This window comes from Streptomyces sp. NPDC057137, assembly GCF_042670825.1.
In the GTDB taxonomy this organism is placed as follows: Bacteria; Actinomycetota; Actinomycetes; order Streptomycetales; family Streptomycetaceae; genus Streptomyces.
In genome coordinates this window covers 4512-18612 of record NZ_JBHUUW010000047.1, presented here as the reverse complement: position 1 = coordinate 18612, position 14101 = coordinate 4512, and the positions used below count along the sequence as shown (strand labels likewise).

The 14101-nt window shown below is 67.1% G+C and carries 14 protein-coding genes; 7 read left to right on the top strand and 7 right to left on the bottom strand.

All coding sequences use genetic code 11. The features are described from left to right. Window positions 1-36: 36 nt before the first annotated feature. From ACFT9I_RS28970 to ACFT9I_RS28950, 5 genes are all read right to left on the bottom strand, one after another. Complete coding sequence (locus ACFT9I_RS28970) at window positions 37-267, bottom strand: hypothetical protein (protein WP_382569035.1); 231 nt, start codon at window positions 265-267, stop codon at window positions 37-39. Between the two features lie 140 nt (window positions 268-407). Further along, complete coding sequence (locus tag ACFT9I_RS28965) at window positions 408-2537, bottom strand: cell division protein FtsK (protein ID WP_382569033.1); 2130 nt, start codon at window positions 2535-2537, stop codon at window positions 408-410. Window positions 2538-2646: 109 nt separating this feature from the next. Then, complete coding sequence (locus ACFT9I_RS28960) at window positions 2647-3603, bottom strand: DUF2637 domain-containing protein (RefSeq protein WP_382569031.1); 957 nt, start codon at window positions 3601-3603, stop codon at window positions 2647-2649. Beyond that, window positions 3600-3905 carry a hypothetical protein gene (locus ACFT9I_RS28955; RefSeq protein WP_382569030.1) on the bottom strand — a complete coding sequence of 102 codons (306 nt, stop codon included), beginning with the start codon at window positions 3903-3905 and terminating at the stop codon, window positions 3600-3602. Before ACFT9I_RS28955 ends, ACFT9I_RS28960 begins: the two co-directional genes overlap by 4 nt. A gap of 95 nt (window positions 3906-4000) precedes the next feature. Continuing rightward, window positions 4001-4387, bottom strand: a complete 387-nt coding sequence (locus tag ACFT9I_RS28950) for a hypothetical protein (RefSeq protein WP_382569029.1) — start codon at window positions 4385-4387, stop codon at window positions 4001-4003. Window positions 4388-4724: 337 nt separating this feature from the next. On the opposite strand from ACFT9I_RS28950, the gene ACFT9I_RS28945 reads away from it, so the two are divergent. Continuing rightward, complete coding sequence (locus ACFT9I_RS28945; protein WP_382569028.1) at window positions 4725-5513, top strand: GntR family transcriptional regulator; 789 nt, start codon at window positions 4725-4727, stop codon at window positions 5511-5513. 5 nt (window positions 5514-5518) lie between these two features. Beyond that, a complete protein-coding gene (locus ACFT9I_RS28940) occupies window positions 5519-6274 on the top strand; it encodes a glycosyltransferase family 2 protein (RefSeq protein WP_382569027.1) in 756 nt (251 codons plus the stop codon). Window positions 6275-6833: 559 nt separating this feature from the next. Here ACFT9I_RS28940 and ACFT9I_RS28935 read toward each other — a convergent pair. Continuing rightward, entirely contained in the window at window positions 6834-7589 is a 756-nt protein-coding gene (locus ACFT9I_RS28935) for a GntR family transcriptional regulator (protein WP_382569025.1), read from the bottom strand. Window positions 7590-7930: 341 nt separating this feature from the next. Here ACFT9I_RS28935 and ACFT9I_RS28930 point away from each other — a divergent pair, with 341 nt between their 5' ends. The 3 genes from ACFT9I_RS28930 to ACFT9I_RS28920 all read left to right on the top strand — a co-directional run bounded on the left by ACFT9I_RS28930 (window position 7931) and on the right by ACFT9I_RS28920 (window position 9576). Beyond that, window positions 7931-8260: a hypothetical protein gene (locus ACFT9I_RS28930; protein ID WP_382569023.1), complete on the top strand. Its 330-nt coding sequence runs from the start codon at window positions 7931-7933 to the stop codon at window positions 8258-8260. Between the two features lie 195 nt (window positions 8261-8455). Then, window positions 8456-9190, top strand: a complete 735-nt coding sequence (locus ACFT9I_RS28925) for a GntR family transcriptional regulator (RefSeq protein WP_382569021.1) — start codon at window positions 8456-8458, stop codon at window positions 9188-9190. Then, window positions 9187-9576, top strand: coding sequence for a hypothetical protein (locus ACFT9I_RS28920; protein WP_382569019.1), 390 nt, complete (start codon window positions 9187-9189; stop codon window positions 9574-9576). The genes ACFT9I_RS28925 and ACFT9I_RS28920 overlap by 4 nt, the downstream gene beginning before the upstream one ends. Window positions 9577-9836: 260 nt before the next feature. Here the strand turns inward: ACFT9I_RS28920 and ACFT9I_RS28915 are convergent, their stop codons facing one another. Next, entirely contained in the window at window positions 9837-10760 is a 924-nt protein-coding gene (locus tag ACFT9I_RS28915) for an FkbM family methyltransferase (protein ID WP_382569018.1), read from the bottom strand. 397 nt (window positions 10761-11157) lie between these two features. Between ACFT9I_RS28915 and ACFT9I_RS28910 the strand changes: the two genes are divergently transcribed. Further along, window positions 11158-11547 (top strand): hypothetical protein, encoded by a 390-nt coding sequence (locus ACFT9I_RS28910; protein ID WP_382569017.1) that lies wholly within the window; start codon window positions 11158-11160, stop codon window positions 11545-11547. After that, the coding region (locus tag ACFT9I_RS28905; protein WP_382569015.1) for a tetratricopeptide repeat protein at window positions 11544-14101 on the top strand (2558 nt) is incomplete at its 3' end. The genes ACFT9I_RS28910 and ACFT9I_RS28905, both read left to right, overlap by 4 nt.

Genomic DNA, 14101 nt, shown 5'->3' with positions numbered 1-14101 from the left:
GGAGCGGCCTCCTTGAAGCGCGCAGAGGAAGAGAGATCAGCGGGTGCCGGCGCGGTGGAGACGAGAGGCGACGTTGTAGAGGTGCCGGCCGATGCGGATACGCCTGCCGTAACCGCGGCAACGGCGGCAGTCCCGACCGCGCTTGATCCGTCCACGGCGGTTCTGCTTCATGCGGAAGCCCCAGCCGTGGCACTTGCGGCAGGTACCGAGCGGCGAGACGGCGCACAGCGCCGCGTAGCAGAGGGTGAGGATTATCAGAGCGGGCATAGCGGTGAGCAGGGACGGCACGGAAACCCCTCCCAGGGCAGGAAACAGGGCATGCGCGGGGAAGGCCGCTAGAAGCTAGTGGCCTGTTCAGAGGTGGTTCTTGCTGCTAGCGGAGGTGCTAGGTCTAGCGGCGCGCGGTGCTATGCCGCGTCGGCCCTTCCGTCACGTTCTGCGATCGCCCGCAGGACATCGGCGCGTTGGATGCCGCGACGGTTGGCTCCCTTGCCGTCCTCAGTGACGCCCCATACCTGCGCGGTGCGGATGCCGTACGGCTTGAGCGCGGACGTCAGTTGCTCCGAGGACCACTGGCCGTACACATCCGGCCGGAGTTCAGCCAGCAGCGCAGCGAGGGATTCGCCCCACACCTTCGGCTTCTCGGCGGGCATGACGGCGAGGAGATCGGCCAGCAGGTCGTACGCCGGGCTTTCGGCGGCTTCGAACGCCTCCCCCAACGCGTGGCCGGAGAGTGTGCCAGCCGCTTCCCGAAGAGCGCGGGCCCGCAAAGCGATCCGCTCGGCGGCCACGCCGTCGATGTTCGAGGCGCTGACGATGCGGGCGTCGGCGCCTTCACCCACGAAGTAGTGAATGCCCTTGTCGCCCCACGCGAACATCGTTGCCCGGATGCCCCGGCGGTACGAGGACGTGCCGAGAACCATGTCGTTCTCCAGTTGGCCCATGACCTTCAGGCACCACCGGGCCGACGCGTTCGCGCTGATGCCGGTGGGCAGCGCCTTTGCGTCCGGGCGCTGCGTCGCGAGAAGCAGCACGAACCCGAGCGCCGGACCGCGCTTCACCATGTCGGTGCAGATCTCCTCGAACTCCGCCCCGTGCTTGGGGTGTTCGAACCACTTCTGGCACTCGTCCGCCCCGATCACGATCGGATGCAGCCCCAGCTTCGCCTTACTGGCCAGGGCCGAAGTCACCTTCGACTCCGGGCAGATGTCGCGCGGCAGCGACCGAATCACCTTCGCGCGGCGCCGTAGTTCCTGCCGCAGTTCGCGCAGGTCAGCCAGGGCGTACTCGAAGTCCTCCTCTTCCTCCCCCGCCCGGTGCCGGTGCGAGACCGCGTCGCCCACGGGGTCGAGGTCGCCGGTGCCCTTCATGTCGTACGTGTGCAACTCGGCACGTACGTCGAGCGCGGCGATCAGCAGCAGGAGCCGGAGAAGGAAGGTCTTACCCATGCGCGGGATCGCGCCGATGACTCCCGCGATGTACATGAGGGTGATCTCCACCCACCGCCCACGCTGATCGGTGCCGAACCCGACGGGCTTGAACAGGTCGACCGAGCCACGCTCGACAAGCGGCCAGGTCGGTTTCGCTGCCTTGGCCATGTCCTGGTCTCCGACCCACAGCCTGAGTCGGCCGGTGTGTTCGTCGGGGACCGCCTCCGGCCATACGCATCCGAGCGGCCGACGCAGCCCGGATGCCAACTTGTCGCGTCGGTCGACCACATCCGTCACGGTCACGCCGTACGGGAGGTCGCCCTCAGCCATCCATCCGGGGCCGTCCCGCGTGATGGGGGCGGTGAAGCTGAATCCCGGGCCGCCCTTGGACTGCGCCTGGTTGATCGCGGGGATGCCGAGTGACCCCAGTGCGCGCAGCACGATGTCACTGGTCAGCTTGGTCGTCTTGGGGATCTCGACAGCCCGGCGGATGACGGGAGCGTCGGCCGGCTGCCCCAGCCGTCCGAGCGCGAGAGTGGTGGCCGAGCCAGCCAGGGCGAGCAACCAGGCCGGGGCCAGGACGTACAAGGTCAGAGCCGTGGTGAGCCCCACGACCGAGGCGAGGACGGCGACGACCGCACGCCAGCGAACCCGTCGGTCCCGCTGACGAGAGAGCTTCAGATACTCGTCAACGTCCTCGCGCGTGGCCGACGCCTGCCGGAACGGCTCACCCTCGGCGTCGGCCACCCACCGCAGCGAGCCGCCGACGAACTGGGCGGCGCCCCAAGGGGCTTGGAGTACGAGACGGACCGTATACCAGGGCGCGCGCACCGCGTGGTACGCGGCGACGTGCCAGGCGTACGCGGCAACGCCTTTGCCCGTCGACTTGAACTCGGATCTCGACTTCGCCCACGCAGGGACGACCGGGCGCCGCTTCGCACCGAGCACCCGACCCACCAGACTTGGGCCGGTCGGCTCGCCGGGACGGTCGACCATGACGGGCTTGGTCGGGTCGCCCGACTCCGTCGGGTTGGAGTCGGGCGACTTGGTCGGGCGGTTGGGGTGGGACTCGTCGTCGCCCTTGTCTTCGTGGTTGTCGTGTTTCACTGGATTTTCCTTCCGGAACGGGAGGGAAACCGAGGCCCGGCCCTACCCGCCAAAGCAGCGGCCGGGCCTCAGTTCAAGGGACTTTTACGGGTGCGGGGTTGGGCTCACGTCAGGCCAAGACAGGGGAGAGATCCGCTTCCGCGTCCGCCGGTGCGCGCTCGGACCTGAGCACGTCGCGCAGCTGTCGGGAGCGTTCCTGACTACAGCCGATGGCCTTACGAATGGGCTCGGCGTCCAGCGCGGCGTACGGCCAACTCGCCGTCTCCGCACGGGCCTTGGTCATCGCCTCGTCCCACGTCAGACGCGAGCTCTTGCGACGGACGCGGGGCTTTCGCGATGGCTTGGGCTCCGGACCGGGGCCCGGCTCGCCGGGAGAGGCGGGAGGCTCGGGCTGGATCTCCGTCTCGGCCGTCGGCGCCAGCTCCCCCAACTTCAACAGGACCAATTGGCGGTCCGGCGCATTCCTCCGCCACCCTCGGCCGTATCGCTCGCGCAACTCGGCGCGTACGAGGAGGCGCCGCTTCTCCAGCGCGAGCGCCTCGCGGTAGTCGGTGGTCTCCCACAGCACCATCCGGCGCCAGAGCATCAGCGTCGTACGCGGCGCGAACAGCCAGCGTGAGCGGCGGATGCGTTCCATCCGGGCGCCGGTGGCGACGCCGATGCGGACCGCGTACACGTGCGCGGCGATTTCGCTCAGGACGACCCACAACAGAGGCATGGCGCCGTGGGCGATCTTCGCCGACAGAGAGGTGCCGGCCGCGATGTTCAGCCAGCAGGTGATCAGGGTCAGCCCCCACGGAACGAAGCGCACCCACGCCAGCGGCATGCCGAGCCGGATCAACAGCAAGTTGGCCGCAGTGAAGACGGGGATCGCCAAGTCGATGCCGACCGGCAGCATCCACGCCTCGGTGAAGCCCCAACGGGTCGCAGCGGTGGAGACGGAGTCGTACGAGGCGACGAGCCCGAGACCGCCTACGCCACCGCCGGCGGGAATGACCACTCCCAGCAGCGCTTTGTCCGCCCTGCCGAGTGGGGGCGGCGACGTCTGTTCCGCTGCCGCGCTCACGCTGCCTGCCGCACCGAATTCGGAAGTGCGTCGGCTCGGCGCCTCAGCGGCACGAGTGCCATGAGCTGAGCCGCGTAGAGCGCGTTGAGCATCGCGCACTCGTCGTCGTCGCTCCGCTCGATCAGCTCGGCGAGTACGTCGCGGGCCGCCATCTCGCGCGCCGCGCGCTGCTGTTCGGACTCGTCGTCCTGGCCGAGGAACAGGTCTCGAAAGTCCTCGGGGGGCAAGGGCCCATATCCGTGGGCCAGTTCGTCCAACTCGAAGGCGTTTACGGCCTCCTGGCTACCGACGTACAAGCGCATCGGTTCTCTCCTATACGTGGGATGGGACGGGGAGGGGAGCCGGGGCGGTGTGCTTCTGTGATCCGTCGACCACCGCCTGACGGCTGAGGACGTGCTCAGACGCGGAAGCGTCGGGGGCCGGTCAGGCGGCTGCACCACTGGTACGCGGTGAGTACGGCGGTGCAGCCGCCGAGGCCGGACAGGAACATCAGCAGCCAGCCGGCGCCCAGCGCGTGGGCGGACAGGCAGCCGTAGAAAGCGGCGAGTACCGAAAGGACAAGGACGCCCAGGGCGAGCACGCCCCGCCTGGTCGAGGTCGGCCTGGCGTGGCGAGCGAGTAAGTCCAGGTCGTACGGCTCGCTCAGCCGCACCGCGTTGCCGGAGACGTTGCCCGAGACGTAGACGGCCACGCGGTTGCCGGTGGCCCGGCTGGTGACGCCGACGACGATGCCGACTGCCATGTCGGAGCGATCTCTCACGACGTCGCCGATTCCGAGGTACATCGGATCCCCTTTCGGGAGTGAGGGGGAGGACGGATTGAAGACGGCCGCTCATCAGGGACGAGCGGTCATGACCTCCGGCAGCCCCGCACACGGCGGCGGTGCCGAAGATCAAAAACACTCGTTCGTTCAGGCACGCTGTTCAGTTCTCAAGACACGAGCGCTTCCTTCGACCCCGTTTCACGGGGGCCTCCGGGCGCACAGCAAGTCATCAGGAGATGCACTCCTCAACTCCTCTTGAGGAGTTGATTTGACTATGACCTACCCCTGCTCCAGTCGTCAAGACCTCTTTATGAGTCGTATGCTGACGCCGTCATCAGGAACGGGACGGTGAGCCGTAGTGGCCAAGGTGTACGAGCGGATCGCGGACGAGCTACGTCAGTCCATCCGCGCAGGTGAACTGATGCCTGGCGACCGTCTGCCCTCGGAGACGAGACTCGCGGCGGAGCACGGGCGGAGCGTGCCGACCATCCGCGACGCGCTTCGGCTCCTCCAGGACGAGGGACTGATCGAGAAGCAGCACGGCCGCGGCAACTTCGTCCGCCAGTCCCGCACCTCGATTCTTCGGGCGAACAGCCGGCATCAGTGGGAGAAGGAGCGCGTGCGCGCTCCCGAGGCCACGCGGCTGAAGACCGGAGCGACCGAGCACGACACCGGCCTAGAGATAAACGATCTCGTCTTCCACGCGGCCTACAGCGACGGCGAGGCGGGCCCGGAGATCGCGGAGGCGCTCGGCGTTCCCGAGGGAACCGCGCTCCTGGTGCGTACGTACCGGACGCGGTACGCCGTCGAGCGATCCCCGTTCAACCTGGTCACGTCCTACCTGATCCGTTCCCTGGTCGATCAGAACCCGGACCTCCTGGACGAGACGAAAGAGCCGTGGCCGGGGGGCACGCAGAACCAGCTCTACACCGTGGGAATCGAACTCGACCGCATCGAGGAACGCGTCACCGCCCGGCCACCGACACCGGAGGAGGCGGAAGAGCTGGACCTGCCGCCGGGGACCTCGGTTCTGCTCCTCCGTAAGACGTCATTCGACCTCGACAACCGTGTGGTGGAGATGTCGGACGTCACGCTGCCCGGTGACCGCACGGAAATGCTCTTCACCACTCCCCTGGAAAGGTGGTGAGTGCCGTGCGTCGGCGCGTCATCATCATCACGGCCGTACACCCGCCGTCCGCGCACTTCCTGCCGGACGCGTACAAGTCGCTGTGCCAGCAGGAGTTGCCGGAGGGCTGGGACTGGCACTGGGTGATCCAGGAGGACGGCAAGAGCGACGAGGTCGCTCCGTATGTCCCCGACGACCCGCGCGTGACATTCCGTCAGGGGCGCCCCGGCGGGCCGGGCACGGCCCGCACCTTGGCTCTCGCGCACGCGGACGGCGAGTACGTGCGGATCCTGGACGCCGACGACCAACTGACCCCGGGTGCGCTGGCGCGCGACTTGGCGGCGCTGGAAGCCGACCGCACTATCGGTTGGGCGACGTCCCGCGTACTCGACCTGCTGCCTGACGGCACAACGGTCGGCTTCGACGGCGACCCTGACAACGGACCGATCGAGCGCGGCACCGTTCTCGACTACTGGTCGACCCACGACTACCGCGCCCAGGTCCACCCGGCAACGCTCTTCGTCCGCCGCGAACTGCTCCTGGCGCTGGGCGGTTGGATGGCCCTGCCGGCCTCGGAGGACACGGGCCTTCTGCTGGCCCTGAATTCAACGAGCCGCGGCTGGTTCAGCAGCGAAGTCGGGCTCTTGTACCGGAAGTGGCCAGGTCAGGCGACGAGCCAGTCAGCGCACACGGACGCGGGCGAGCGCGACGCACGGATGGCAGTGGTGGAGGCGCGGGCACGGGCGTTGGCGTACTTCGGGTGGAAGTACCCAGCTGACTAGTGATGAGGGTGCGGTTCGCTGATTCGTGGGCCCTCGAAGGTAAGTGTCGCTTGGGGTTCTGTCTTGATGTGCGTCTGACCTGTGCGAACTCATAAGGCAGGGGCTGGAGGGGCTGAACTTCAGAGTTACGCGACGCTAAGCTGTACTCTGTCTCTGGCCGTATTGCTTGACATCGTTTAGCAATACGGTCAAACAGGCGTGGGGCCGCCTTCGGTGCAGAAGGCAGCCCCACAGAGGAAGCACCTGCATGCTTCCAGAAGACCGCTTAGGCGGTCGTGTGTCGCTGGAACAGGGTTCGGTTAGTGGCCCTCACGAGTGCCGAAACCAGTCAAGCGCGAGCCGCGCGAGAGTGGCCAGGAACGTGAGAGGGCCCCAGGCTGAACCCTTTTCCTTGTGTGGCTGCTTCTGCTTGTCACCCATGGTGCCTCCTTGCTGCTTGACTTCCGGGAGCCAGCTTCGAGGTCACACAGGTTGTGACGTGCAGTCACATGCCGCGGTAAGTCTACAACTGCCAATAAGTAACGCCGCACGGTTGCGTGATGTCTCAGAAGACGCGTTCTCAGTGATTGACAGGAACTTCGTAGACAATTTCGCAGAGCGCTGCGGGGATGGCGATGTCGGCCGTCTCCACCGGTCGTGATTCATCGCTGTAATACGTGCGCCGGATCCGGGTGATGAGCGCGCCGCGCTGTACGCCGAGCAGCGTCGCCTCCTCGGTGTCGGCCTGGCCGGGCTCTGGCTGTTCCACGACGTGGCTGACCGTGATGCCGATCGTGGCCATGCGGTCGACCACGCCCTCACCTGCGTGGGGCCCACCCTCGGGCAACACGACCAGCGTGCCCGCCGTGATGTCGTACGGCTCCCAACTCGTTGAGATCTGGGCTGGCTTACCGTCGACCAGGAACTCGTAGGCCGTACGTACGCAGAGGTCCCCATCGGCGATGCCGAGGCGCGCGGCGATTCCGGCAGGTGCCGGCACCTTCGCCTCCGTGCGGCTCTCCCACGTTCCCCGCTTGCCCAGCGATGACATGTCCGCGCGGAATGGCGAGCCACCGCGCTGCTCGCGGTACTGCGAGCGAACCATGCGCAGACGCTCGCGCGGCTCGGCGACGTACGTGCCCGATCCCGCACGCCCTTCCAGGACGCCCAGCGAGATGAGCAGCTCCTGCGCACGGCGAATGACGTTCTCGCCGACCCCGCATTCCTGGGCGAGTTGCGCGCGGGAGGGCAGGCGGTCGCCGGGTGTCCAGTCCTGGTCAGCGATGCGCTGGCGCAGCACGTCGGCGATCCGGAGGTAGGGCGGTTGCTCACGCATGTAGAAAATCTAGTCCACTAGCTCTAATCTAGTTAACTAGCTTCACATATAGTGATCGCGTGGCGACGGAGGCTCTGTGCCCTCACCTGAAGAACGTGCTGGTCACATGGCTGCACGCCTCTCCGCCGTCGGGCTCACTCCGCGCGTGACGGAGCAAGACGACCACATGTGCATCGAGACGGAGGTGCCGGGATCGGCCTCCGTCGAGACCTGGCAGGAGCTGTTACGGGCGTTGGAGGCAGCCGATTTATTCGGGCTCGTCGTCACCAGCGCCGGCGGTCGCACCGTATGGGCCGCCATCAGTAAGAACGCCCCCGGGACAGCCATCACTGTCCGGGGGCATGGCCTTCAGCCCTAGGGAGCTGATCAGCGTGTTCGACCATATCCGCCGGGCTGCCGCCTGGACCAGACGGCAGTTCGTGCCACTTCCCAAGAATCGCCATCGGCGCACAGCGACGACCGGACCGACCGAGGCGCGCGCCTCCACTCCGGTGCGGCTGGTGGCTCAGCCGCTGTGGTACCCGAAACACGCGGAGCCGATTCGCGCCGAGGAGGCCGCCCTCATCCGCCCGTACGTCATGACCACCGAAGAACGCACGCGGGTGTGGTGCGGCTCGCCGGCTCGTACGTTTCTCATCCGGCCGTACTTCGAGCTGCCGGAGGTGAGTTGATGCGCGGACACCGTCAGCAATCGCCGCGGCCAGAGGTGACGCCCTACGTCTCGTCCATCTGCCGGATAGACACGCACACCGCGTGTGAGGAGACGGATCTCAAGCGCCCGTCGGCCCCTGTGCCGGTCGTCTTCGAGACGTGCGGTTACCCATGCCATCGGGACCAGCCCGACGAAGCGCGTACGGAGGCCGCCCATGGCTAACCGCTATCAGCACATCGCGGACGAACTCCGTCGCCTCATCACCGCCGGTACGTGGCTGGTGGGCGACCGGCTGCCCTCAGAGCCGGAACTTGCCGCGCGCTACCGGGTCAGTACGCCAACTCTGCGGAACGCGCTCGAAGTTCTCCAGAGCGAGGGCCTGGTGGAGAAGCGCCACGGTAGTGGCAACTTCGTGCGCCGACCCGGACAGCGGGTGACGTACGCCGTCGACAGGCGTGCGGAGCGGCGGGGGATAGTCAGCACGGCTGTCGACGTCAGGCTTGAGACGGCGCTGGTGGAGGCCGATAGTCGGCTGTCTTCGCTACTGCGCGTGAAGGCGGGCGCCGCGTTGGCTGAGTACGTCTTCGTCAGCCATCTCGGCACCTCACCGCGGAGTGTGGCCCGCGTATACGTCCCGCACGCCGTGGCCAGACTCGGCCTTCCTGAAGACGTCTCCGACCCGTGGGGCGGCAACGTGCGGGACCTACTGACCACGGCCGGCGTGCGGGTGGTGACGATGACCGAGCAGATCACTGCCCGATTCCCAACGGCGAGCGAGGCGCAGACGCTCCACATCACCATGCGCACACCCGTGTTGGTGATCCAGCGGACGGCGACCGACGCTGACGCTCGCGTGGTGGAGGGGGCACTCGTGGTACTGCCCGGCGATCGCACGGAGATCCTTCTCACCACTGGCTCTGACATTGAGGAAATGGAGGCAGCCGGATGAACGCGCAGCGCAACGAAACAACATTCCCGACGACCGCAGGTCGAGACACGGCTCTTCGACTGCTGCCTTGGAACACGCTCGATGGGAAGCCCTGCTACCTCAGTGCCGACGGCTCCGGGGGAGTGGTATCACGTCTCGCGGACGAGGTAGAAGAGGCACAGACAGAGTCAGGCTCGGAGGTCCTCGGGGGCGCGAAAGCCGTACTCGCCGACGCGAACGCCGGGACGCGCGAACTCCGCTTCGCGCTCGCGCGGGCGACCGAGTCACTGGGTGACGTGCTTCGGGTGGCGGAGAGCAGGGGCGCGCGGCTGCCGACCCCGTACGAAGACGATGAGGAAGGGGACGAGGACGACGGCCCGCGACTGCCGGCGGAGTCCTTCGGATGACCACGGCGGCTGTCCCTGAGACGCGGGCGCCTATCGCTTCGGCGACGTACTGCGGGTGCTGCACGGGGCACCGCAAGATCTGGTGTCCGGACTGCTGCGGCTTCCGAGGATGCGCAACGTGTCGTCGTACGCGTCGAGTCCCATGCCCTGTTTGCGCCGACGGACGACAAGACCCCATCCGCTGGTCGTAGTGCCCGCCACGAACCGCGGCCCGGCTCCTCACTCTGGAGGAGCCGGGCCACGGCGCGTTCGAGGGCAGATCAGCCGAGTGTCTCCGCGTCGATCCGGGAGAAGACCAGATCACTCTCTTCGACAACCGGCCCCCGCCAGCGCACTGGCAATACACGCGGCCCGCGAATTGCCGCAGGGTAGGACTCGGGTGCGTAGTTGTTGGCGAGCCGGTAGACGTGAAACCCGTGCTCGAGCATGGTCGTCAGCAACTCCTCGACCGAGTCGCCTAGTTGAGCCATGCGATCGGGGGTCACCTCGACAGTGATCTCGGCGTCTGGCCGCAGCTTGTCGAGCATGGGCGCCAGCCCGCGTACGACGGGCCCCTCCGCCCCCTCGACGTCAATCTTGATGATCCGCGCGCTCGCAACCTCGTCCGGCGTCAGGATCTCCGGCAGCGGAAGTGCCTCGATCTCGAACGACGACTCTGCCGGCCCCTCGTACGGCACGATGCTGTTCGCGCCCATGTTCGCCGAGCTGGCCAGCACGAACGTCAGCATCTTCCGCTCATCGGAGACGGCGCCGTTCACCGCACGCACGTTGCCCCAGTTGTTGAGCCGCACCTCTTGCTGAAGCTTCTGATGGAACGCCGGCGACGCCTCGATGGCCACCACCCGGCCTCCGTTCCCGACGAGTTGCGCGGCGAGCACGCTGTAGTACCCGATGTTCGCGCCAACGTCGATGAACGTGTCCCCTGGCCCTAGCCGACCCTGCAACCACCGCGTCATGTGCGGCTCCCACACGCCGAACATGTAGAGATAGCGCTGAATCAGATCCTGAGTATCCACGGCAAACCGCGCTCCGAACCGCGACCGCACGACCCGTTGCCGTGGGCCCTCTCGTAGCTGCGGATTCAGGTAGCGCGTGGCCAGTGAGGCCTTCCCAAGGGAGCCGGGGGCGTGGCGCACGTATGCGTTGAGCAGGACGACGACTGCATTTGAAGTGCCGCTACTCATGTGACGGTCCCTTTTGTTGTATCTACTCGAACGGTGCCGCCCGGCATCGCTTAGAATCGCGCGTGATCTTCTACCTCGTCCGCGACGGTGCCCGACGATTCTGGTCGCTGCCCCGGATGCGGAAGCTCAACAGCCGAGCTGGCGGACGGGCGCGACAAGGGCCGGCGCCTGATCCGCGACGGTCGCCGCTGCTCCCGCGCGGTCACCACTTCGGCCGGATGGGTGAGAGCAACCAAGGCTGGCGCTGTGCGTTGCTGCCACGTCGCCGGAGGCGGGTCTCCGGCTGCCGTGCAGTCCCCGCGTGCCTCTATGGCGCTCGAATACCCCTCCAGGGGAGGATAGTTGTCCGCAGCAGCGCTGCGATCAACTACCGCACTACCTCGGGGGCCAGCCGCGTATGGAAATCCAGATTGCCGTTCCAAGCGACTCGCCCGCGCTCATCGAACTCCACTCACACCTGCGCCGTCATCCGGCCAGCAAACGTATCCCGTTGCGTCTGAACGCGCGGCAGACCGGTGGCCAGATGAGCGCGTTCGACGTGCTCAACGCCGTACTGACAAACGGAGCGGCGTACGGCTCCCTGGCCGTCAGCCTGGCCGCGTTCTTCGAGGGTCGGCGGGCAAGGGCTGGCGGTGGTGGTACGCCGACGAGCGTGACTCTTATGCTCAACGGCACTCCGGTGACGGTGAGTGGTGGTTCTGTGGAAGATATCGAGCGGTTGATCCATTCACTGGCTGAGGGAGAGACGAGCGCGGAGCCTGCCCCAGACGCGGGGGAGCCTTCGTGACCCTTCCTGAGCGGGGCGCTTCGCGTGCCATTCTAATAGGCGCGCACGCGTACTCCCAGCTCGGCGACTTGGGCGGAGTCAAAGGCAACATCGAAGCCCTGTACGACTTCCTCCGTCGACCGGACGGCTGGAACCTCCCGGACGAACACTGCCTGTCCCGTCCGCAACCCGTCGCGGCCGTACCCCTTCTCGACGAGCTGTGGGAGGTCGCAGCCACCGCGAGGGACACACTGCTGGTCTACTACGCTGGCCACGGCCACTGGGACCCCGACCATGCCTCGCGGCTCTACCTCGGGCTTCCCTCCTCTCGTCTGGACCGCCTCTATCAGTGGATCGACTACGAGTACGTCAGCGAAGCCGTTCTGAACTCGCCCGCCGCCCGCAAACTCGTCATCCTCGACTGCTGCTACGCGGGCCGGGCCCTCGACGGCCGGATGTCCGGAGTGCGCCCGGCCGCCGCCGGGGAAAGCCTCATCAACCTCGCAGACATGGACGGCACCTGCGTGCTCACCGCCGCATCGGGCGCCGAGCCAGCGATGTGCCCGCCGGGGGCGACGTACAGCTCCTTCACGGGTGAGCTGCTCGCCTTACTTGAGGGTGGTGCCGTCGGCCCGGTACCGGGCGATCCGAACAAACACCTTGGCGAGCATCGGGAATTGCTGACCGTGGCCACCGGCTACAGCTACCTGCGACAAAGGCTGAGCGTGAAACGCGCCGCCGATCCGCTGCTGCCCGAGCCGCAGATCGGCACTCGCAACAACGGTGGCGACATCGTGCTGGCGCCGAATCGGGCATACGCCGGTACGCTGGCTCCCCCCACCCCCACTCTCGCCCGCGCCCCTGGGCCCACGTCCCTCACTGCACCTGCGGCACTCTATGTGGGCCGCGAGAGCGAACTCGCCCAAGTGATGGCCCTCGGCGACGAGGTACTGGCGCCCGACGGCCGCCCGGCGATCTGCCTCGTGCACGGAATGGGCGGCATCGGAAAATCCGAACTGCTCTCCCAGGCGGCGGCCCGCCTGAAGGATCAGTTCCCGGACGGCCAACTGGAGATCAATCTGCACGGATTCGAACCGGAGATCCGAGAGTCGCGCAACCCCGATGAGGCTCTCGAATCACTGCTCAGCCTGATCGGCCACCCCAAGATCCCGGCGAGCCCAGACGCTCGACAGGAGGAATGGCGATCATGGCTGGCCGGCCGCCGAGTCCTGCTTCTGCTGGACAACGCCCATGACGCCGGCCAGATCCGCCCCCTGCTTCCAGGCCAGAACGCCCGTTGTCTCACTCTTGTCTCCAGCCGTAACCAGGACATCGACGCCGACCGCAAGATCAGCCTCACAGGGCTTCCCGAGCAGGCCGCGATCGAACTACTCAAGAACCTGGCCCGTCCCGAGCCCGGCGTACCGGAAATCCGTGCAGAGCGCGGCGAACTCGCCCAGCTCGCGCGGCGCTGCGGCTACCTCCCCGTGGCCTTGAGCACAGTGGGAGCGTTCCTTTACGGCAAGAGCACGACCGAGATGCTCGACGCGATGGGCGGGCCCAATCCTCTCCTTGAGGTGCCCCGAGCAGAGGTTGCGGTACGGCTGGCCTTCCGCGCCTCCTACGATCGTTTGCCTGCCGACCTCCGCGAGACCCTCTGGCACTGCGCCTGGCACCCCGGACGCGAATACTCGACCGACTCGATCGCCGCGATGATGTTGCTCACCGCCGGTGCGGCCAAACTCCGTCTGGACCGGCTGATGAAGAGCCACCTGCTGCAAGAGGGCCCGACCGGCGTCACCTTCCACGACCTCTTCCTGTCTCACGCCAGAACCGTGGCAGAACCGAAGGCAGCCGCACACCGCCACCAGGCCCGCGGCCTGCTGTACGCGCATCTCTTGGCACAGCTCTCGGCCGCGCACCTTTCGCTCTTCGGGGCTACTGCCGAGCGGGAGGCAGAGGCGGGAACCACGCGCTTCGGTGATCCCTCCGACGCGGTCGCCTGGCTGCGGTCCAGATCCTCTGAGTTGGAGGCAGCGGCAACGGCAGCGCTGAACGAAGGCTGGGACCGGGCCCAGCGCTTGGCGATCGAGGCAGGACGCTGGCTCCGCTACAACGAGCGGAATGTTCCGGCAGACGAATTGCTCCGCGAGGCTTTGGACCTGGCCGTTGCTGTTGGCGACCGACTCGGCCAGACCAGCGCGCTGACCGGCATCGCTCACACCCACCTCGCCCAGGACGAGTACAGGGAAGCCCGTGAGCGATACCGCGAGGCTTTGGACCTGGCCGTTGCTGTTGGCGACCGACTCGGCCAGACCAGCGCGCTGACCGGCATCGCCGACACCCACCTCGCCCAGGGCGAGTACAGGGAAGCCCGTGAGCGATACCGCGAGGCTTTGGACCTGGCCGTTGCTGTTGGCGACAGCCTCGGCCAGACCAGCGCGCTGACCGGCATCGCCGACACCCACCGGCTCCAGGACGAGTACAGGGAAGCCCGTGAGCGATACCGCGAGGCTTTGGACCTGGCCGTTGCTGTTGGCAACCGCCTCGGCCAGACCAGCGCGCTGACCGGCAT